This is a genomic window from Halobacillus sp. A5 (assembly GCF_024189315.1).
Classification (GTDB): domain Bacteria; phylum Bacillota; class Bacilli; order Bacillales; family Halobacillaceae; genus Halobacillus_A.
The window spans coordinates 275,769-296,554 of record NZ_JAIZEO010000003.1; the positions used below are offsets into that span (position 1 = coordinate 275,769).

19 protein-coding genes are annotated in these 20,786 nt (G+C 40.3%); 18 read left to right on the plus strand and 1 reads right to left on the minus strand.

The window, feature by feature from the left end; translation table 11 throughout:
- The first annotated feature begins 12 nt into the window (after positions 1-12).
- The 9 genes from LF822_RS13215 (at position 13) to LF822_RS13255 (ending at position 10,228) form a co-directional block, all read left to right on the plus strand.
- Complete coding sequence (locus tag LF822_RS13215) at positions 13-1,455, plus strand: aldehyde dehydrogenase family protein (protein WP_253924535.1); 1,443 nt, start codon at positions 13-15, stop codon at positions 1,453-1,455.
- A 213-nt stretch (positions 1,456-1,668) separates the two neighbouring features.
- The gene (locus LF822_RS13220; RefSeq protein ID WP_253924536.1) at positions 1,669-2,514 is read left to right on the plus strand and encodes a MurR/RpiR family transcriptional regulator; all 846 of its coding nucleotides are present in this window, start codon (positions 1,669-1,671) and stop codon (positions 2,512-2,514) included.
- A gap of 21 nt (positions 2,515-2,535) precedes the next feature.
- Positions 2,536-3,606: a serine hydrolase domain-containing protein gene (locus tag LF822_RS13225; protein WP_253924537.1), complete on the plus strand. Its 1,071-nt coding sequence runs from the start codon at positions 2,536-2,538 to the stop codon at positions 3,604-3,606.
- On the plus strand, positions 3,599-5,146 hold the full coding sequence (locus tag LF822_RS13230; RefSeq protein ID WP_253924538.1) for an ABC transporter substrate-binding protein: 1,548 nt from the start codon (positions 3,599-3,601) through the stop codon (positions 5,144-5,146). The genes LF822_RS13225 and LF822_RS13230 overlap by 8 nt, the downstream gene beginning before the upstream one ends.
- A 60-nt stretch (positions 5,147-5,206) precedes the next feature.
- On the plus strand, positions 5,207-6,151 hold the full coding sequence (locus LF822_RS13235; protein WP_253924539.1) for an ABC transporter permease: 945 nt from the start codon (positions 5,207-5,209) through the stop codon (positions 6,149-6,151).
- Between the two features lie 32 nt (positions 6,152-6,183).
- Positions 6,184-7,011, plus strand: a complete 828-nt coding sequence (locus tag LF822_RS13240) for an ABC transporter permease (RefSeq protein WP_253924540.1) — start codon at positions 6,184-6,186, stop codon at positions 7,009-7,011.
- Between the two features lie 19 nt (positions 7,012-7,030).
- On the plus strand, positions 7,031-8,230 hold the full coding sequence (locus LF822_RS13245) for an anhydro-N-acetylmuramic acid kinase (protein ID WP_253924541.1): 1,200 nt from the start codon (positions 7,031-7,033) through the stop codon (positions 8,228-8,230).
- 5 nt (positions 8,231-8,235) lie between these two features.
- Positions 8,236-9,279, plus strand: a complete 1,044-nt coding sequence (locus tag LF822_RS13250) for an ABC transporter ATP-binding protein (protein WP_253924542.1) — start codon at positions 8,236-8,238, stop codon at positions 9,277-9,279.
- Entirely contained in the window at positions 9,218-10,228 is a 1,011-nt protein-coding gene (locus LF822_RS13255; protein ID WP_253924543.1) for an ABC transporter ATP-binding protein, read from the plus strand. The genes LF822_RS13250 and LF822_RS13255 overlap by 62 nt, the downstream gene beginning before the upstream one ends.
- A gap of 111 nt (positions 10,229-10,339) precedes the next feature.
- Here the strand turns inward: LF822_RS13255 and LF822_RS13260 are convergent, their stop codons facing one another.
- The gene (locus tag LF822_RS13260) at positions 10,340-10,564 is read right to left on the minus strand and encodes a DUF3892 domain-containing protein (RefSeq protein ID WP_253924544.1); all 225 of its coding nucleotides are present in this window, start codon (positions 10,562-10,564) and stop codon (positions 10,340-10,342) included.
- 233 nt (positions 10,565-10,797) lie between these two features.
- Here LF822_RS13260 and LF822_RS13265 point away from each other — a divergent pair, with 233 nt between their 5' ends.
- From LF822_RS13265 to LF822_RS13305, 9 genes are all read left to right on the plus strand, one after another.
- Positions 10,798-12,375, plus strand: coding sequence for an ATP-binding protein (locus LF822_RS13265; RefSeq protein WP_253924545.1), 1,578 nt, complete (start codon positions 10,798-10,800; stop codon positions 12,373-12,375).
- Between the two features lie 15 nt (positions 12,376-12,390).
- Positions 12,391-13,071: a response regulator gene (locus LF822_RS13270; protein WP_253924546.1), complete on the plus strand. Its 681-nt coding sequence runs from the start codon at positions 12,391-12,393 to the stop codon at positions 13,069-13,071.
- Positions 13,072-13,251: 180 nt separating this feature from the next.
- On the plus strand, positions 13,252-14,250 hold the full coding sequence (locus tag LF822_RS13275) for a tripartite tricarboxylate transporter substrate binding protein (RefSeq protein WP_253924547.1): 999 nt from the start codon (positions 13,252-13,254) through the stop codon (positions 14,248-14,250).
- Between the two features lie 15 nt (positions 14,251-14,265).
- Positions 14,266-14,724 (plus strand): tripartite tricarboxylate transporter TctB family protein, encoded by a 459-nt coding sequence (locus tag LF822_RS13280; RefSeq protein WP_253924548.1) that lies wholly within the window; start codon positions 14,266-14,268, stop codon positions 14,722-14,724.
- A 17-nt stretch (positions 14,725-14,741) separates the two neighbouring features.
- Entirely contained in the window at positions 14,742-16,226 is a 1,485-nt protein-coding gene (locus LF822_RS13285; RefSeq protein WP_253924549.1) for a tripartite tricarboxylate transporter permease, read from the plus strand.
- Positions 16,227-16,761: 535 nt separating this feature from the next.
- Positions 16,762-17,379 (plus strand): hypothetical protein, encoded by a 618-nt coding sequence (locus LF822_RS13290; RefSeq protein ID WP_253924550.1) that lies wholly within the window; start codon positions 16,762-16,764, stop codon positions 17,377-17,379.
- A 590-nt stretch (positions 17,380-17,969) separates the two neighbouring features.
- A complete protein-coding gene (locus LF822_RS13295; protein WP_253924551.1) occupies positions 17,970-19,007 on the plus strand; it encodes a LacI family DNA-binding transcriptional regulator in 1,038 nt (345 codons plus the stop codon).
- 13 nt (positions 19,008-19,020) lie between these two features.
- Positions 19,021-19,920 (plus strand): energy-coupling factor transporter transmembrane component T family protein, encoded by a 900-nt coding sequence (locus LF822_RS13300; protein WP_253924552.1) that lies wholly within the window; start codon positions 19,021-19,023, stop codon positions 19,918-19,920.
- A complete protein-coding gene (locus LF822_RS13305; RefSeq protein ID WP_253924553.1) occupies positions 19,913-20,773 on the plus strand; it encodes an energy-coupling factor ABC transporter ATP-binding protein in 861 nt (286 codons plus the stop codon). Before LF822_RS13300 ends, LF822_RS13305 begins: the two co-directional genes overlap by 8 nt.
- The last annotated feature ends 13 nt before the right edge of the window (positions 20,774-20,786 follow it).

Here is a 20,786-nt window from a genome sequence, read left to right on the forward strand (position 1 = left end):
GGAGGGAAACGTATGGACGAACTGTTAATGTATATCAATGGGGAATGGCAGGAAAGTGCGGCGCGTGAACGGCTTGATTTTGTCAATCCAGCCAATCAACACGTGACCGGCACTATTCCTAGAGGGAAAGCGGAAGACGTCGATCGAGCCGTTACAGCCGCTCAAGCTGCTTTTGAAACGGATGAATGGAGGAAAGTAAAACCTCACGAAAGAGGTTATATTTTATTAGAAATTGCACACAAAATTAGAAAAAATAACGATGAGTTGGCCAATCTTGAAACGATGGACGTAGGAAAGCCGCTGTCTCAAGCATACGCGGATGTTGAGGCAGCAGCTCGTTACTTTGAATTTTACGCGGGAGCAGCCGACAAATTGATGGGCGAAACAATCCCTATCGAAGACGGCGTGATCGATTTTACTGTCAGAGAACCGATCGGAGTCACCGCCCACATTATTCCATGGAACTACCCGATTCAAATTACATCCAGAAGTACAGCGGCCGCCATCGCTACAGGCAACACGGTTGTCGTTAAAACCGCTGAACAAACCCCATTAACGGCCATGAAACTCGCAGAGTATTTTCACGAAACGAACCTCCCAAAAGGCGTATTTAATGTAGTTACAGGCCTCGGTCAGGAAGCCGGCGCTCGACTCTCCAATCATCCGGAAGTTAACCACATTACGTTTACCGGCTCTGTATCAACAGGAATTAAAATTATGAAAGCAGCAGCTGAGCACGTCGTTCCCGTCACCCTGGAGTTGGGCGGGAAATCTCCCAATCTAGTCTTCTCAGACTGTGATGAGCAGGAAGCTTTGAATGGTGTCATACGAGCGATTATTCAAAATGCCGGGCAGACATGTTCGGCTGGATCGAGGCTTTTAATTGAAGATTCCTATAAAGAAAGATTTCTCTCTTTACTAAAAGCTAGATTTGAAGAGCTTACCGTAGGACCTGGAAAAGAAGATTGTGATATCGGCCCTATTTTATCTAAAGAGCAGTACGAAAAGATCGTTTCGTACATTGAGGAAGGTAGAAAGCAAGGTGAAATTGTTACAGGAGGCGAACGGATGCAAGTCGAAGGCTGTGAAGAGGGCTACTATCTGCAGCCGACCATCATCGATCAGCTTCCCCACGACAGCACGGTCGCTCAAGAGGAAATCTTTGGCCCCGTGTTGGCCGTCTTCTCTTTTCAATCGGAAAATGAAGCCGTGCAGCTAGCCAACGATACTGACTATGGATTAGTAACCGGCATATGGACATCTGACATCGGCAAAGCCCACCGTCTCGCTGATCAAATCCAATCAGGACAGGTTTTTGTAAATAACTATGGAGCTGGAGGCGGCATACAGATGCCATTTGGCGGATATAAAAGAAGTGGATTCGGCAGGGAGAAAGGGTTTGAGGCGCTGAAGAACTATACCCAACTGAAAAATGTAGCGATAAAGTATAGATGACCTAATATAATTAGTAATGTTCATGAGTATTAAATCCTGTTGCAAGATCTAATTTTAGATCTTGCAACAGGATTTTTTAGTTAAATTCTATATAAAAAATTCAGAAAATTGTCAATTTTTTATTGACATATAAGTATGATGAGCCTAGTATGTAATTAAACTACAATGTTAACTAATTTTTATGAAGTTTTGCTTCTTTTGGGGATGATTGATTTGTCAAATACGCTTGAACAATTACGCCAGTGTTATCAAGACTTGCGCCGTGCAGAACAAAAGGTAGCAGAGTATATTCTTGAAAATCCTTTTAAAGTGTTAGGGATGCCAATAGCGAAGCTTTCTGAAGAAACGGCTACGAGTGAAGCCACGATAATTAGAATGTGCCGTTCACTGAGTTTAAAGGGTTACACGGAATTAAAGTTGAATATTTCTGCATCATTAAATGGGGATAAAGAGTACAAAGATCGGTATGAGGATATTTCAGCGGATGCCAATTTGACGGACATTATACAGCTTGTTTCCAATAATAACATGCGTTCGATTAAGTTGACTCATTCATTAATTGATGAGGATCAAATGGAGAAAGCTGTCTTTGCATTAAATGGTGCCCGAAGGATTGCAGTTATTGGTGTCGGAGCTTCTGCTATAGTGGCACTGGATTTCGAACAAAAGTGCAAGCGGATTAATAAGTGGTGTGAAGCATTTACGGATGGTCATTCACAATTAACTTCAGCTGTCCATTTAACCGAAAATGATGTAGTGCTGGCGATTTCTTACTCAGGAAAAACAAAAGAAATCGTCGATACAATGAAAGTTGTGAAAGAACGGAAGGCACAGACTATTTCCATTACAGGCTATGGAAAGAATGTTGTGCAGAAGTTGGCCGATGTTAATTTATACGCTTCTCCTATTGAAAAAAATATTCGCAGTGGCGCCACAGCTTCGAGAATCGCACAGTTAAATATCATAGACGTTTTGTTTACAGCCCTTGCTTCCATTAATTTTGAAGAATCTGTTCGAATGCTGGATGAAACGAGGGCAGTTCTACGCAAAAGAACTTAATTAGAAAGGAGGGAAAAAATTTTGAATGATGAACTAAACTCGTTGTTTAACAAACATCTTCAAAAGGAGTACTTTTCATGTATTACATGTTGTGTCACTTTAGACGGAGAGGTGCTTTATCATAAGTCCTACGGAAAAGTAAGTAATCAGCGCAATGAAATCTGCCGCAAAGATACCATCTTTGATTTAGCCAGTTTAACAAAAGTGGTAACTACTACATTAATTCTTCAACTCATTTCCAATAAGAAATTAACACTATCAACTTCATTAGGGGAATGTCTTCCAGCATCTTCAGATCACTCTGTCCTCTCCCCCATAACGATTCGTCAACTGCTTACTCATACGACCGGTTTAATCAGCTGGTACCCCTTTTACTCCCATCTTCCAGATAAGAACATGTGGAACATATTAAATAGCATAAATCTTCTACATACTTCACAGAATTCAGTCTTATATAGTGACTTAAACTTCATTCTCCTAGGAGAAGTGTTGAAAAATCATTATCAAGCAACCTTATCTACCATAGTTTCCAAACAAATTTCAAAGCCTTATCACTTAAATTCGTTAAGTTATGCGCCTTCCACTGGGGAGTCGATTGCTGAAACAGAATTTGGGAATCAAATAGAAATGAAGATGGTGAAGGAGCGCCATTTTACCTTTAATGGATTTAGGGATGTAAAATTCCCGATTGCCGGAGAGGTGAATGATGGGAATACTTATTACTTTTTTAATGGAGAATCCGGCCATGCCGGTTTGTTTTCAAATGTTAGAGATCTTGTTTCGTTAGGAGAACTGTATGTGCTGGATGATGATCTGAATAAAGGAATCGATCAACATTTGCTTCAAGAGTCTTTAAAGGAACAGGCACCTGGCAGAGGGTTGGGATGGCAGGTTTCTGAGCCGTTTTTATTCGGTGCGGGCCATACAGGATTTACGGGTACAATGCTTTTTGTGGACCCCGAACAGCGGCTTTCTGTAGGAATTCTAACCAATCGTTTAAATGTTTCATATCCGAAAAATCTTAATGACTTCAGAAAAAAAGCAATTCAAATGATTACATCTTACATAAAAAAGGAGAGGTTTTATGCTTAAGAAATGGAGTTTGCTTTTGTTGGTGTTAGTTCTTTCCCTGATCATGTCAGCTTGTTCAGAAGAAAGTGATGCAGGTGATGAGGGGGAGGATACTAGTAAGGGTGCTGCACAGGAACTGAAGATCGCGAATGATCAGGAGCCGGCGGGACTTGATCCTCATAAGACACCTGCCCATTCTTCCGTTCGCATTTATTCGAAAATTTATGAAGGCCTTGTCAGCCTAGATGAGAATATGGAAATAGAAGGTCAGCTTGCTGAAAGCTGGGATCAGCCGAATGATGATACTTATGTTTTTAATCTAGTAGAGGGTGTCCAATTTCATAATGGCAGGGAAATGACGGCTGAGGATGTGAAGTACAGCTTTGAACGTATTTTAGACGAAGAAACGGCTTCACACATTGCTTCCTATTTTAATATGGTGGATTCGATCGAAGTCGTAGATGACTATACTGTTCAATTTAATTTATCTGAGCCATCCGCTTCTTTCCTAAATAATCTAACCAATGCAAGTGCAGCTATCGTACCTGAAGAACTAGTGGAAGAAAATGATGGAGATCTTCAACAGGTGGCTGAAGGAACAGGACCTTTTACATTCGTAGAATGGGTACCTGATAGTAAAGTTACTCTTGAGAAGAATGAAGATTACTATATTGAAGGACAGCCTAAACTGGACACTGTAAGCTACTACACAATGAAAGAAGAGGCATCCAGGTTATCAGCGATCCGTACAGGTGAAGTGGATATGACTACCGTAGGGGCTAAATCTTCCTCGCTGCTTGAGGATCAGGAGAACGTCGAAGTGATCGATTATCAGTCTCTTGAGTACAGCTACGTTGGATTTAATGTAGATAAAGAACCATTTAATGATGAAAAAGTTCGTCAGGCTCTAAGCTTAGCTACTGATCGCGATAAAGTTACGGAGATTGTATGGGATGGAGATGCTGAGCAGTCAGGGCCCGTGGCTCCTTCTATGGGAGAATGGCCAATAGATGTAACGGAGGCAGAGCTTTATAACCGCGATATTGAAAAAGCTAAGGAGCTTTTAGCAGAGGCAGGTTATGAGAATGGATTTGAAACAGAAATTACTACGGCCTCTACTTACCCGGACATGGTTGATACGGCTCAACTTCTACAACAACAGTGGGCGGAAATTGGTGTGGAGGCTTCGATTAATCAGATTGAATGGGGAGAATATATAGATGTTTGGTCTGATACTTCAGCTGACGTACTGATTGGCCGAAACGGATCAGGAACAGACCCTGATCGTTCCCTTAATTACTTTTTCCATACAGAGGGATCAGCAAATGTTTGGAACTTCTCTGACGGAGACTATGACCAGCTTGTAGAAGAAGCGGAAATGGAAAGTGATCAAGAGGCTCGTAAGGAAATGTACGTTGAAGCACAGGAAGAAATAATCAATCTTTCCCCAAATTTGTTCTTGGTTTCTCCAAAAAATTATGTAGCCGTCAATGAAAGTGTAGCTGATTACACCCCATATGCTCATAATGCAGAAGATATTGTGGAAGTAACGAAAGAATAACTTAATGATGTGCTGCCTATATTAGGCAGCACTCAACATTAATTTTAAGGGTGAAATAGAATGCTTACATATATAACTCGAAGAATCTTAATGCTAATCCCGGTTCTATTTGGAGTCTCCGTGTTTATTTTTATCGTCATGCGCATCGTACCAGGTGACTTAGCGATGACGATTTTAGGCAATAATGCCACGCCGGAATCACTACATCAGCTCCGTGAAGACTTCGGACTCAATTTACCATTGTATGTGCAATATTTTAATTGGATGAGTGGAGTGTTAACAGGAGATTTCGGCCAGTCCATGCGAACAGGTCAAGAAGTGCTGCCAGACATTTTAAGCCGATTTAAGTTGACGTTTGAGCTTACATTGATTTCTGCTTTTATTTCCTGGATCATTGCCATTCCTTTAGGGATTATTGCAGCAGTTAAAAGAAATACGAATACTGACTTTGGCGTAAGGTTAATTTCGCTTCTTGGGGTGTCGGTACCAAATTTTGCACTTGCGATCATAATAATTCTTGTTTTATCACTAGCATTCTCTTATAGTCCTCCAATCGAATATGTTGGCTTTTTTGAAAATCCACTTCAAAACTTAGAAATTATGATTATTCCAGCTATTGTACTAGGAAGTTCAATGGCCGGCGCCGTAATGAGAATGACCCGTTCATCTGTTCTGGAAATATTAAGGCAGGACTTCATTAGAACAATCAGGGCAAAGGGGGCAAGAGAAAGAATAGTGATCTTTAATCATGCCCTTCGAAATGCCATGATTCCTATTTTAACAATTATCGGTCTGCAAGTGGGAACGCTACTTGGCGGTACGGTCATCATTGAACAGATTTTTTCATTGCCGGGGCTTGGTCAGTTAGTATTAACAGCAATTAATCAAAGGGACTTTATAGTTGTGCAGGGAGCTGTATTATTTATTGCCTTTGTTTTTGTGTTTATTAACTTACTGGTAGATGTGCTCTATTCTTACTTAGATCCAAGAATCAAGTATAAATAAGTTGAAGTTTCTAACAAAAAGGATGAGTAATAATGAAGCAATTTCTCAAACGATTGAGAAAGGATAAAGTAGGGATAGTCGGCTTTGTTGGTATAGCCATGGTTATCATTATAGGATTGCTGGCTCCTCTTATTGCCCCCTACGGACCTGAAGAAATGTCTCAAACTCACGTTATGGAAGGACCAAGTAAAGAATTTATTTTTGGTACAGATGAGTTTGGACGGGATATCTTTTCAAGAATCGTTTATGGCGCTCAGGTTTCTTTGCAAGTAGGCTTAATTGCTGTAGGAATCGGAGCAGGATTTGGTCTTCTGTTTGGTTTAATTAGTGGTTTTTTTCAAGGTAAAATCGATCAAATTATAATGAGAATCATGGATGTCTTCTTTGCGTTTCCTGACATTCTTTTAGCATTGACCATCGTTGCTGTTCTAGGCCCAAGTCTTACGAACACAATGATAGCTATCGGAATCGTCTTCACGCCTGTATTTACCAGGGTCGTTCGCGGAACGGTCATTAGTGTGAAAGAAAATGAATACATTTCAAACGCTGTGGCGATTGGCGTCTCACCTGTGAACATTATTATTAAGCATGTTACACCTAATATTATGGCACCGTTTATCGTGCAGGTGACTCTAGGTTTATCAGGAGCTATTTTAACAGAAGCTGCTTTAAGCTTTCTTGGATTGGGTGTTCAGCCGCCGAATCCCTCCTGGGGCGTCATGTTGAACGATGGACGAGCACTGATGGAATTTGCCCCATGGACGATATTATTTCCAGCGGGAGCGATCATTTTTACAATTTTCTGCTTCAACCTATTCGGTGATAGTTTAAGAGATATTTTAGATCCGAAACTTAAGTGATTTTAAGAGGGGTGAATGAATGGATAAAATATATGGAATTGGTTTAATGTCAGGAACTTCATTAGACGGCATTGATGCAGTTCTCGTCGAAACTGTCGAAAATGAGGAAACCCTTCCCTTTCGTATTATAGAATCACTAACTGAAAGTTACACCGCGGAAATCCGTGAAGCTATTATGAGAATTTGTGATCCAGAAACGGCGAAGATCGAAGAAGTATCAGCCATGAATATGTATTTAGGGAAGAAATTTGCTGATGTTGTTCATCAATTACTGCATAATGCGAAGATGAAGGCGCAAGACATTCACTTCATTAGTTCTCATGGCCAGACTATTTTCCATCAGCCTTTAGCAGGTCAGAAAACCTATGAATTAAAGAATACTTTACAGATAGGTGATCTGTCGGTGTTGTCTGAAGAAACAGGTATTGCAGTAGTGGGAGATTTTAGAATAGCAGACATGGCCGTTGGCGGACAGGGTGCTCCCCTCGTATCTTACCTGGATTATTTAATGTTCGGTAGAGATGGTAAAGCACGAGCTTTACAGAACATCGGAGGAATAGGAAATGTTACGTATATTCCTTCAAATGGAGATGTTTCTAGCACTCTATCATTCGATACAGGGCCGGGAAATATGGTTATCGATGCCGTAGTCCACTCTATAACGAATGGAAAATGGAGCTATGATCATGAGGGGGAACTAGCTCGCAAAGGAAATATTGATAAAGAACTGCTAAGTCAATTGATGGATCATGAATATTTTCAAAGCCCTCTTCCCAAAACGACCGGACGAGAATTATTTGGCCGGTCCTTTGCTGCTCAACTGATGGAAAACTTTACACATATCGCTGCGGAGGACCTTATCACAACCGTCAGTGAATGGACTGTTGAGTCGATCGTAAAGGGGTATCGTGATTTTATAGAAGTGGAGGGAGTCCACTTAGATGAAGTAATTATCGGCGGGGGAGGAAGCTATAATCTCTATATTTTAGAGAGATTACAGCAAAAGATGCCGCACCTCAAAGTAAGAACCATCGACGATTTTGGAGTGCCAAGCTCTTTTAAGGAAGCATTGGCTTTTGCTGTAATGGGCTATCAAACTATTATAGGAAAAGAAAATCAGATACCTTCAGCTACGGGAGCAGAACGTTCAGTTATTATGGGGAAAATTGCATACTCCCAGCCAGAAGCCTATCAGCGCTTAATGTCTATAAGGAGTTGAAAGTCTTGAGTAATCTACTCGAAATCAATAATTTATCGATAGATGTTAAAATCGAAAAATCTTACTATAATATTGTCAATCGGCTTAGTTTATCGATTGCCAAAAAACAAAAATACGGAATAGTGGGAGAATCCGGCAGCGGAAAAAGCCTGACTTCTGTTGCCATTATGAATTTATTGGCCGATTCTCTCAGTGTCAGTGAAGGACAAATATTATTTGAAGAAACCCAGGAGCTTACGACTCTTTCCAACAAGGAAATGATGAAGATCAGAGGGAAAGATATATCGATTATCTTTCAAGAACCGATGACTGCTTTAGATCCGATTTTTACAATAGAATATCAAATATCCGAGGTTTTAAAAATCCATTTCAATCATTCGAAAAAAGAAATGCGCGAGATGATTATAAGCATATTAAAGGATGTCGGTATTCCTAGGCCGGAGTCTATTATGAAAAGCTATCCTCACGAATTATCGGGTGGAATGCGTCAAAGAGTGGTGATAGCCATGGCATTAATTTGTAAGCCTAAACTATTAATTGCAGATGAACCAACCACGGCTTTAGATGTGACGATCCAGGCGCAAATTTTAGAGCTAATGAATGAACTCACTGAAAAATATGATACTTCTATTTTAATGATTACCCACGATCTAGGCGTGATCAATGAAACATGTGAGCGGGTAGCGGTGATGTATGCGGGAGAGGTTGTAGAAGAATCTTCTGTTGATAGCTTATTTAGCCATCCCAAGCACCCTTATACCCAGGGACTTTTAAAATCCATACACACCCTGGGTGATCGATCTGAAAAATTATATTCTATTCCGGGTAACGTTCCGACTCCTACTCAATTGAAGAAACATGGCTGCAGGTTTGCCTCAAGGTGTCCTCATGTGATGGATCTCTGTAAGGAAGAAACTCCACCGTATGTAGAGGTTTCTGAAGATCAGGTGAGTAAGTGCTGGTTACATACAGAAAGAGGTGAGTACAATGAACAAGGTCAAAAAGCCAGTGTTGCAAGTGAAGAATATGAAAAAACATTTTCCGATTAAAGGCGGGATTATCAAAAGAACCAAAAATCATGTTCGGGCAGTAGATGGAATTAGTTTTGACGTTCAAGAACAAGAGACTTTTTCTCTCGTAGGTGAAAGCGGATGCGGAAAATCCACAACCGGACGATCGATTCTTCGCTTAACTGAGCCGACTGATGGTGAAGTCTATTTTAATGGGGAAGAAGTTCTGGGATGCACACAAAAGGAATTTAGAAAGTACCGCAAAGATATGCAAATGATTTTTCAAGACCCCTTTAGTTCTTTGAATCCAAGAATGACAGTTAAAAGCTTACTATTAGAGCCATTAATGACCCACAAATTATATTCCAAAAAAGAAGCATTAAACAAAGTATATGAGATTGCAGAACGAGTAGGGCTTTCGAAGGAACAGGTTTCTCGTCATCCTCATGAATTCAGTGGAGGACAGAGACAGAGAATAAGTATTGCGCGGGCCTTGATCATGAATCCTAAATTAATCATATTGGATGAAGCTGTTTCCGCTCTTGATGTTTCTATCCAGGCTCAAATCTTAAACCTATTAATTGATCTCCAGAAAGAATTTAAATTAACTTATGTGTTTATTTCCCATGACCTTAATGTGGTCAAGCATTTAAGTGATCGTATAGGAGTTATGTACTTAGGACAAATGATGGAAATGACCACCACCGAATCGTTGTTCAACAATCCATTACACCCTTATACAACATCCCTCCTTTCGGCGATTCCCTCTTATGATCGAAATAAGAAAAAAGATAGAATCGTTTTAAAAGGGGACGTGCCGGATCCTGCAAATCCTCCTTCAGGTTGCCCATTTAGGCTAAGGTGCCCTCAGGCTCACGAACTATGTGAAACACATAAACCTGTTTATCAAGAGGTGGAAGATAATCACTGGGTAGCGTGTCATCTATATAACGAGGGCATTCCGGAGCGGAAACGAATCAGACTTTAGAACATACTTATTAGGCACCGGGTACACAGAGAAAAAAGAAAAATAAGTTTTGGTACCAGGTACACACACTTCTATTTTCTGTACCTGGTACCCACAAACCATATAAAACCTTTAAAACGCAGGAAGGTTATCTAAGTTATTGTGAGGATCTCCATCCGCGTTTCCACGAATTACAGGTCGTCCATTCCTCGCTTTTCCTACATTTGCCCCTTGAATGGTTCCATCTTCCACAGCCGCGACGGCCTCCTCATAGCTTAATTCTCTACCGCTTGAAGTTTGAAAGCTGACAATATCACCATCTGCATTTTTTCGTACTCGTGCAAATTGTTCTGCCATAGCTGTTCCCTCCTTTCATAGATGTAGTATGTGGAAGAAAGAGGTAAAAAATGCGTTAGACAATTGTGTACCTGGTACCACACAATTAACGTTCTGTACCGGGTACAGAGAGAAAAAAGAAAAATAAGTTTGTGTACCGGGTACACTGGCGCATAATTTTTGTACCTGGTACCATTAGGATCCTATGTTAAGATTAGAGGAAATGAAGCGTTTTCTATGGGGTGACTTGTGCGATGGGGAGCAGGTTTCGTGTTTCGTTAAAAACGAAGATTCAGGTGTTGATTTTATCTTTAATTGTTTCGGTCATTATTATTCTGTCAGGGATTTTTACTTATTTTGAGTTTGAGCAGACGGAGGAGCATATGGGTGAGACGGCGCTGCAAACGGCTACGACAGTGTCTTACATTCCATCTATCAAAGAGGCGTTTGACAGCCCAAATCCTTCGAAAGAAATTCAACCTCTGGCTTTGCAGATTCAGGAGGAGCTTGGAGCTGAATTTATTGTTGTGGGTAACAATGAAAGTGTTCGTTATGCTCATCCGAATGAAGAGCTGATCGGCCAAACAATGGTTGGGGGGGACAATGAGCGGGCTCTCGAAGAAGGGAAATATTATGTATCAAAAGCCGAGGGGACACTTGGTCCTTCCTTAAGGGGCAAGGCACCGATCCTCAATGAAGAAAATGAAATTATTGGCATCGTTTCTGTCGGTTTCTTAATGGAGGATATTTATACGACGTTTTTCAACACTTTAGGAAAAATCGCCGGGGTGTCTTTTCTTGTGTTAGTTATCGGCGGGCTGGGAGGATACCTGCTGACGAGAAGTATTCAAAAGGATACCATGGGACTTGAGCCTTACCAAATTGCAGCTCTATATCAGGAACGTGAAGCAGTCTTATCGTCTGTTAAGGAAGGTATTATTGCAATCGATAAAAATGGCCTCCTCACTACGATGAATGCAGCGGCGAGGCACATTCTAGAAATGAACGGTGATGGCACTCAGCAGCCGATCGAAGATGTTTTTCCTAATTCGGAGATGGAGCGCGTACTTCGCTCTGGAAAAGAAGAACGAGACCAGGAAATCACAATCGGGGAGCGTGTAGTAATAATGACGCGTACGCCTGTTATCGAAGATGGAGAAGTCGTCGGAGTAGTGGCGAGTTTCCGTGACAAATCAGAAGTGCGCGAGATGGTAGGAGCTTTATCGGAGATTAAGCGTTATTCAGAAGGGCTCCGCTCGCAGACTCATGAATATGCGAATAAAATGTACGTACTGCTTGGGCTGCTTCAGTTGAAAAATTTCGACGAAGCCATCCAGCTTATCGAAGCTGACTTTCAAACGGCTCAGTCTCAATCCAACAGTCTTGGTCAAATTAAAGATGACACCGTTCAGGCGATTCTTTTGGGCAAAATTAGCAAGGCTTCAGAGTTGAAAATTGATTTTATAGTGGATGAAGATGCTTCAATTGGTCCGATTCCAGAACAGATCAGCCGTTCCAAACTTGTGACGATCTTAGGCAACTTGATTGATAACTCTTTTGAAGCTGTAAAGGAACAGAGAGAGAAACAAGTTACTTTTTCTGCAACTGATATTGGACATGAAATAGTTTTTGAAGTAAGTGATAACGGACCGGGGATTCCTGAAGAGGTCATGCCTTATATTTTTGTAAGAGGATTTTCTACAAAGCAGGGAGAACAAAGGGGTTTCGGTCTTTCCAATGTGCGTGAAATTGTGGAGGAACTGGGTGGAACGTTTGAAGTGGCTTCGAATCCATCAGCAGGGACCACTTTTTCTGTATTTTTATCAAAATAGAAAGGAGTGAGGAGAATGATTAAAGTAGTTGTAGCGGAAGACGATTTCCGTGTAGCCGATCTTCATGAGAAGTTTCTAAAGGAAATAGAGGGTGTAGAAGTAGCGGCAAAAGCTTTAAATGCTGAAGAGGCACTGGAGGCTGTGGCTCAACATCGGCCCGATCTTTTATTACTGGATGTGTACATGCCGGACCGATTAGGGACTGAGCTGCTACATCAATTAAGGGATTCCTATCCTGAACTGGATATCATTATGATTACCGCCGCTACAGAAAAAGATATGATTAATAAGGCTTTAAATTACGGGGTGATTGATTATATTATTAAGCCGATTTCTATGGATCGATTTTTACATACCATTGAAAATTATCAACAAAAAAAGCGTCTCATGAACAGTCAGCAGACGTTTGATCAGCAAACGGTGGACCAGTTAATTGGAAGAGAACCAGCGGATGAATCTGAATTAATTTCTGTGCCAAAAGGGATTGATCAACTGACATTGAAGAAAGTAAGGCAATTGCTGAAAGAAAATGCAGATGATGGAATAACGGCAGAAGAGGCAAGCCATTATATGGGTGCTTCAAAAACGACAGCCCGCCGTTATTTGGAGTATTTAATTTCTATTAATGAAGGTGTCGCTGAGATGAGGTACGGGAAAGTAGGGCGGCCGGAAAGAAAATATTTTTATCAACCATAGTCGCGAATCGCGGCTATTTTTTATTTTTCACAAAGAATCAACAGCACCGCTCGTAAATTTTATGAATTTAATTCATTTAACTTTTTTAAAAAAGCTAACTTTGAAAACGGTTACATTAAAGTATATTTCCTTTATTATATGAGTTAATTCTAAATTTTCTAAAAAAAGGTGGAAGCGCAGATGAAGAAATTACTTTCGTTCGGACTAATTCTTTTCCTTTCGATATTGACGGCGTGCAGTAATGATCAGTACGCCAGCTCCGATGATGGCGAGTGGGAGCCGGAGCAGCCGATTGAACTGGTGGCTCCAGCAGGTGCCGGCGGCGGCTGGGATACCACAGCTCGAAGTGTCAGTCAGGTTATGGAGGAAGAAGGCATCGTTGATGAAGATATTGGTGTCGTTAATAAACCTGGCGGCGGCGGTGCAGTGGGATGGGCTTACGTTGACCGTAAGCAGGGCAACCCTCATCACATGTTCATCGGATCGCCTCCGTTAGTTTTTATTCCTTTAAACGGTCAATCACAACTAGGCTATGAGGATTTCACTCCTCTTGCGAACATGATTGCGGATTATGCGGCATTCGCAGTAGCTGACGATGCAAAATGGGATGATTTAAACGATTTGTTTGATGACATGAAAGAAGATCCTAAAGACATCACTGTGGTCGGTACCTCTTCGCCAGGATCAATGGACCATATGCAATTTGTGAAGATCGCTAAAGCTGCCGGTGTTGACATTACGAAGATAAAGTACGTTTCCTCTCAGGACGGCGGTGCACTAACGCAAGTGTTAAATGGCAATGCGGATGTTTTCTCAACAGGGGTAGCTGAAACGGTCGAGCAGGTCCGTGCCGGAAAGATTAAAGTGCTCGGTATTACAGCTGAGGAACGGCTTGAAGGGGAAGTCCTCTCTGAATTCAAAACAGCAAAAGAACAAGGAATTGACGCAACATTTACCAACTGGAGAGGTTTCTTCGGTCCTAAAGATATGGATGAAGGACAAGTCAAATATTATGAGGAGAAATTTAAAGAAGTGAGCGATTCAGAATCATTCAAGGAAATCCGGGATAAGTATGGCTGGGAAGAAATGTATATGACAAGTGAAGAGTATCAGGAATACTTGGATGAGCAAAATGAAGAGCTCCGCGGTTTATTAGATGAAATGGGATTAGCAGAATAAAAAGAGGTGATAAAAATGATTAAAACATTACATCAAAAAGTAAGTCTCATTCTTATTGCGATAGCGGCAGGCTACTTATATTTAAGCTACAACTTAAAGGAGTACCCATACGTACCTGTAGATTCAGACTTAGTTCCAAAAGTACTCGGTTACGTATTACTCGTACTGGCTGTCGCGTTGTTTTTTGATAAGTCGTCAGAGACGGAGGAGGAGAAAGAAAAACGGGTTGTCCCGAAAAAAGAAATTCTCGTCATGGCAGCAGTGGGCGGTATGATTTTCGTTTATATTTTTCTATTTGAGATATTAGGATTTCTTATTACGACTTTTGTTTTTATTCTCGCCTGTTCAGCTTTCCTCGGTTATCGAAAATGGATGACGAGCCTGATTGTCTCAATCGTTTTCCCAGGTGCATTATATTATGTTTTTAATTATTTACTTCAGATCAGATTGCCACAAGGCATACTACCATTTTAAAAAGGTGTTGATATGATATGGGTGGACTGGACGGACTGCTGCAAGGCTTTCAAGTCGCGTTTAGTATAGAAGGTTTATTGTTTGTTTTTATTGGTGTATTTATAGGTACTTTTATCGGGATGATGCCGGGCTTAGGGCCGATCAGTGCCATCGCCATTATGATCCCGATTACTTACGGAATGGAGCCCTCTACTGCCCTCGTTATGATGGCCGGGGTGTATTACGGGGCCGTATTTGGAGGTTCGACCTCTTCCATTTTATTAAATGCGCCCGGCATTTCAGGAACTGTAGCCACGGCATTTGACGGCTACCCGATGGCCCAGCGCGGAGAGGCAGGAAAAGCCCTGGCCATTGCGGCCGTCTCCTCCTTCGTCGGAGGGACGGTTTCGGTGGTATTGCTTATGCTTTTCGCCCCGGCGTTAGCCCAGGTTGCCGTAACCTTTGGGCCTCCCGAATATTTCGCCTTAATGTTTATGGGGCTGACGGCAATCTCAAGCTTGTCGGAAGGTTCCACCATTAAAGCCTTAATCTCAGCTACTCTCGGGTTCATGGTGGTCACCATAGGAATTGACGGCCAAACCGGGACCCCGAGGTTTACGTTTAATAATCCGAATTTACTAGAAGGCATCGACTTTCTTGTCATCGCCCTGGGGTTGTTCGCGCTTGCGGAAGTATGCTTTCTAATTATCAATCGCAAAGATACATCGCTTACGGATAAAGCGAATGTAGGAAGCACAAAGCTGAGTAAAGAAGACCTGAAGGAAATGCGCGGCCCCATGTCACGACAGTCGTTCTTAGGATTCCTACTGGGGGTTCTTCCGGGCGCCGGAGCAACGATCGCCTCCTTTATCGGATACATTACTGAGAAAAAAATTGCCAAGAAACCTGAAGAATTCGGAAAAGGGTCCGTGCGCGGCTTATCTGGTCCTGAAACCGCCAACAATGCAGCCACGAGTGGTGCATTCGTTCCACTATTAAGTCTTGGGATTCCGGGCTCAGGTACAACAGCTGTTATGCTTGGCGCCTTTTTAGTAATGGGTATCCAGCCGGGACCTCTGCTCGTACAGGATCATCCTGATATATTCTGGGGTATTATTGCGAGTATGTATATCGGAAATATTATTTTACTCGTCTTGAACCTGCCGCTGATTCCATATATTTCAAAGCTGTTAAAAATTCCGCGTCCTCTTTTGATTTCGCTCGTTATCATTTTCAGCTTAATTGGTGTTTATTCCGTCAGTTTCAACGTGTTTCACTTGTACGTCCTGTTATTCTTCGGCGTAGTTGGTTACTTGATGAGATTAACCTCATTCCCGGCCGCACCGTTTATCTTAGCTTTTATACTAGGCGGAATGATGGAACAGTCGCTGCGCCAGGCGCTGACGGCATCTAATGGAGATTATTCCGTATTTGTTACAGAGCCGATTTCACTGACCCTGCTGATTATCAGCCTGCTGACATTTGTCGTGCCTATGATCAAGCGGAGATATAGCACAGTATAATATGAGAAGAATCTTGCAGCTAGTTTGCAAGATTCTTTTTTTTAGTATAAAACATATATTCCTTTTCCAAAATGAGAGTAAGAATATGTAAGGAAGGAAAGTCAAATTCATGAAAAAAATACTTTTTACTTTGCTTCCTGTTATTTATATAATTCTCGTATGGATCCAGTCCAGCTACTCCATTTCTGAAATTAAGAGTTTCTTAGGAAAGTGTTGGTTAATCACGATCAATATGTTGCTGTAAAGTCTTCATTTCATTGAGTTTGCTATTTTGTATCTTCTGATAATTGTGGCGTTGGCAGCCAACTATAGCTGATAGAATGAATTAGCAATTGAATTTTTGTTATATTCAAAATATTATTGAAATTAAAAACGCGATTATGTATAATAATAAATTAAGAAAACGTTTCTATATAGGAAATGGAATTATTTTTATGTCTATGTGGAAACGTTTTTATAATTCGGGAATTGAAGGAAAGGAGGGCAATGAACGGATAAATTTATAGAATTTAATAATTAGGAGGGAAAAACGTAGATGAAAAAGCATTCAAGTTTTATTATTGCCATGATTCCTGCTGGTATTGCTTTAAATTGGGTAGCCAACTCTATTGTTGAGATGCTGAAACTGCCGTTGTTTCTAAATAATATTGGAACCGTTTTAAATGCTATTGTACTTGGTCCTGTTTGGGGCGCTGCCACTGCTTTAATGACGAATGTAATACTTGCTTTAATTGTTCGATGGACGTATTTGCCCTTTGCACTGGTAGGTATGTTTGTTGCCTTTTTAGCTTACTTTTTTTATAAAAAAGGCTGGTTCAAGAAGACTTGGAAGGTTCTTGCGGCTGGAGCCATTGTCGGTTTGCTGGCTTCTGTCCTATCAACCGTTATTTCCGTATATGCCTTTGGAGGATTTTCTGGACATACGGTAGACGTACTTACTGCTGGGATGATTGCTTCTGGACAGGAAATTTTTAATGCAGCATTTATTGCTAACATCCCAGGTACAGTAGCAGACAAAGTACTGACTCTATGGATTGTATGGGTGATATTAAAATCATTCCCTGTTCGCTTTTTACCTAATGCCAAGGATATACGAGAAAAAATAGGTATGACTAATACTAAAAAAAACAAAGAAAAGAAAATATCAGCGTAAAAAAAGAACATCAATTCAACAAATGAAAATTTGAAGAATGATGTCCCAAATACTTACTAAATATTGTATATGAGCATATGTATAAAATCAATTCTAACACTCCAAGGGGTCACAGTTCCCTATGAACTTTGGCCCGTAAGTTTTTTGAAGACTAGAAGAGAGCAATAAAATGAAGTTTATATGGTTTAAAGTAAGTGGCGAAAATTAATCTAAACAGATGAATTTTAACTGATGGATTGATTAGAGAAAAAATTAGTGGAGATATATTTTCTCGATGGGCAACTAACATGTAAGAACAGATCTTAGCTCTTATAGAGCCTCATCAAGTTATAGAAATTGGTTTTGTAAATGTAAGCTCTTTAACTAACAACTCCTTTAATACTTTATGGAAACGTTTTCTGATAATTCAAGGATGGAATTAGGCTATTTTTGTTATATTCAGAAAAGTGTTGCAATTAAATTTAATTGAATTATATAATTAAACTATTAATTGTTAGGTGTTTTCTTGTAATTCCGATAGATTGGATAGATTATAAAAATTGTTTTAATATATTCAGGGAAACGTTTCCACAAAAAAGGAAGTGATAAAAATGGTTACGATCAAAGATGTAGCAAAAGAAGCTAAAGTCTCCATATCAACAGTATCTCGAGTACTAAATAATAGTGGTTATACAAGCATGGAAGTTAAAGAGAAAGTCAATAAAGCGGTGGAAAAACTCAAGTTTCAAAAGAATATGGTAGCTACTGCTATGATTAAAAAGCAAACCTCTACATTTGGATTAATTATACCGGATATTAAAAACATTTTTTATGGAGAATTAACCAGAGCTATTGAGGACCAAGCGAATAAGTATGGCTTTAATGTAATCCTCTGTAATACGGATAATGATTTAGATAAAGAAGCTGAATATCTTAACTTCCTGATTCGAAAAGGTGTAGATGGTGTGATTTTTTCTACTCCTGAGATGAATGACCGAAATATTAAGGAAGTGATGAAAGCCCGCTCTGATTTGGCCTTTATCAGCTTAGGAAGTCGGGTTAGTGACGTGCAAATTGATGAGGTGATAGTCAATAATTTCGAGGGGGGGTACGAGGCTACTAAACACCTTTTAGACTTAGGGCATCAAAGAATTGGTTTTATAGGCGGACGGCAGAATTCTTATTCGACTACAGAGCGGTTGAAAGGGTATAGTCAAGCTCTAGAAGACTATGGTCTAAAGATGGATAAGAAACTTACTAGACTTGATGAATTTAAGATTCATAGTGGTTACGACAAAGGAAAGGAGTTGTTATCACTTAAAGAAAGGCCTACGGCAATTTTTGCTGGAAACGACGCAATTGCTGTTGGTATATATAAGGCAGCCAGAGAGTTCAACCTCTCCATTCCTGAAAATTTATCTGTTATCGGATTTGATGATTCTCAGTTTGCTGAAATCGTCTATCCTACACTAACAACGATTCGTACGCCTATTCAGGACATGGCTGAAAAAACTGTGGAACTAGCCGTGCAAATTTCAAGAAAAGGTAAGAATTTTAAAGAAACTGTTACTTTTCAACCAACGTTAATTAAACGAGAATCTACGAGCAGAGTTTCACTTGAAAATATCCCTTTAAATAAAGGGTCATAAAGGAGGAAATTGTGTGAACAGTTTATACATGCCAAAAGACAGCTTCATTCATAATTTGGATCCACGAACCAAGATGATCTTTGTTGCTTTTGTTGTTCTCAGTTCTTTTATTTTAAATGATCCTGCTCTCCAATTACTATTTCTGGCTTCTCTCTTTCCGTTAGTAGTGGCAGCTAAGCTAGTAAAGCCTTACTTAATTTCCATGCAGTTTTTACTTTTGTTTGCTGTATTGATCATGACTGTACACGGAATATATAATCCAATAGGTGTCACTCCTGTCTTTGAAATCTTTGGAGGTCTAACTTTTAAATATGAATCAATGGTTTATGCAAGTGTCATGTCGTTTCGAATTTTAGTCATTGGTACGGCTGCTGTTTTATTCGTCATGAGTACCCACCCCTCTGACATGGCTTCCGCTTTAGTGAAATGGAAGGTCCCTCATTCCTTTGCTTTTATTTTGCTTTCAACTTTTCAAATCATTCCCATCATAGCTAGAGAAGCCAAAATTGTAATGGAAGCTCAACAGGCTAGATGCTTAGATGTTAAAGGAAGCTTAATCCAACGTGTGAAAAATTTAATCCCTATTTTTGCCCCACTATTCATTATCACATTTATGAAAGTTCATCAACTTTCCTACGTACTAGAGTGCAGAGCCTTTAGTCGTGAAGGAACGAAAACTAGTTTAAGAGATACAAAAATTGGTTCAAAAGACTATGCATTTCTACTGGGTATTGTTGTGTTCTTAACATTTGAAATTTACTTGCAGATTTTCTTAAGTGGATCATTCAATCTCACTACAAATGGTTTACTCACTTATTCTTTAATCGGTACATGGGCTGTATTTGCATTAATGATTGCTAAGTTTGTCATTAAACGAGTTCAAGGGTTTGTAGGAGGTATGGCAGATGCTTAATAATCGGAAAGCTATTGAAGTCTACGGACTCAATTTTCAGTATCCAGATACAAAAGAGAGTGCTTTAAAAGACATTAACTTTTCAGTAGATTATGGAGAAATCCTTGGCATTATTGGTCCTACGGGCGCAGGGAAATCCACACTGGCTATGTGTATTAATGGGTTAGTACCTCAGGTAATTCAAGGTGATTTAGTAGGTGAGGTTTTTGTGAAAGGAATGGACGTTAACGAAGGCAATGTTGCTAAAATGTCAGAACACGTAGGTTTTGTGTTTCAAGAACCAGAAAATCAACTGAGTCAAATGACTGTAGAAGAGGAGGTTGCTTTTGGAATTGGCAACTTAGGCGTGCCAAGAGAACAAATGGAAGGAAGAATTAAAGACGCACTTAAACAGGTAGGGTTAACTGGTTTTGAAAAGCGAAGTCCTCTTGCTTTATCTGGAGGACAACAGCAACGGCTGGCTATCGCTTCCGTACTTGCGATGAATCCGACAATTCTAATTATGGATGAGCCGACTTCCATGTTAGATCCAAAGGGGAAAAATGAAGTTTATGATGTCCTGAAGTCCCTTAAGGAACGTGGTATGACAGGGATTATTATTGACCACGAAGTTGAAAGAATTGCAGAGTACTGTGATAAGGTTCTCGTTTTAAGTGAAGGGCAGATTCAAATGTTTGGGCCACCAAATGAAGTGTTTTCCAAAATTGAACACCTTCATCAATTGACGATGCATGCTCCTCAAGTAACGGAATGCTTACATCAATTTAACGAACAATTTAACAAAGATGTGAAGCTGTCAACGAATGTGGAGGAGTCTGCAAGGTTTTTAGAAAACGCTTACAAATCTATTTGAGGAGGTGGACGTA

What these genes read in the sequence shown, in the direction of transcription:
- LF822_RS13230 (WP_253924538.1), top strand. Translation starts at nt 3,599, where the DNA reads ATGCTTAAGAAATGGAGTTTGCTTTTGTTGGTGTTAGTTCTTTCCCTG.
- LF822_RS13275 (WP_253924547.1), top strand. Translation starts at nt 13,252, where the DNA reads ATGAAGAAATTACTTTCGTTCGGACTAATTCTTTTCCTTTCGATATTG.
- LF822_RS13290 (WP_253924550.1), top strand. Translation starts at nt 16,762, where the DNA reads ATGAAAAAGCATTCAAGTTTTATTATTGCCATGATTCCTGCTGGTATT.
- LF822_RS13295 (WP_253924551.1), top strand. Translation starts at nt 17,970, where the DNA reads ATGGTTACGATCAAAGATGTAGCAAAAGAAGCTAAAGTCTCCATATCA.
- LF822_RS13245 (WP_253924541.1), top strand. Translation starts at nt 7,031, where the DNA reads ATGGATAAAATATATGGAATTGGTTTAATGTCAGGAACTTCATTAGAC.
- LF822_RS13255 (WP_253924543.1), top strand. Translation starts at nt 9,218, where the DNA reads ATGAACAAGGTCAAAAAGCCAGTGTTGCAAGTGAAGAATATGAAAAAA.
- LF822_RS13280 (WP_253924548.1), top strand. Translation starts at nt 14,266, where the DNA reads ATGATTAAAACATTACATCAAAAAGTAAGTCTCATTCTTATTGCGATA.
- LF822_RS13260 (WP_253924544.1), bottom strand. Translation starts at nt 10,564, where the DNA reads ATGGCAGAACAATTTGCACGAGTACGAAAAAATGCAGATGGTGATATT.
- LF822_RS13305 (WP_253924553.1), top strand. Translation starts at nt 19,913, where the DNA reads ATGCTTAATAATCGGAAAGCTATTGAAGTCTACGGACTCAATTTTCAG.
- LF822_RS13215 (WP_253924535.1), top strand. Translation starts at nt 13, where the DNA reads ATGGACGAACTGTTAATGTATATCAATGGGGAATGGCAGGAAAGTGCG.
- LF822_RS13240 (WP_253924540.1), top strand. Translation starts at nt 6,184, where the DNA reads ATGAAGCAATTTCTCAAACGATTGAGAAAGGATAAAGTAGGGATAGTC.
- LF822_RS13235 (WP_253924539.1), top strand. Translation starts at nt 5,207, where the DNA reads ATGCTTACATATATAACTCGAAGAATCTTAATGCTAATCCCGGTTCTA.
- LF822_RS13285 (WP_253924549.1), top strand. Translation starts at nt 14,742, where the DNA reads ATGGGTGGACTGGACGGACTGCTGCAAGGCTTTCAAGTCGCGTTTAGT.
- LF822_RS13270 (WP_253924546.1), top strand. Translation starts at nt 12,391, where the DNA reads ATGATTAAAGTAGTTGTAGCGGAAGACGATTTCCGTGTAGCCGATCTT.
- LF822_RS13265 (WP_253924545.1), top strand. Translation starts at nt 10,798, where the DNA reads ATGGGGAGCAGGTTTCGTGTTTCGTTAAAAACGAAGATTCAGGTGTTG.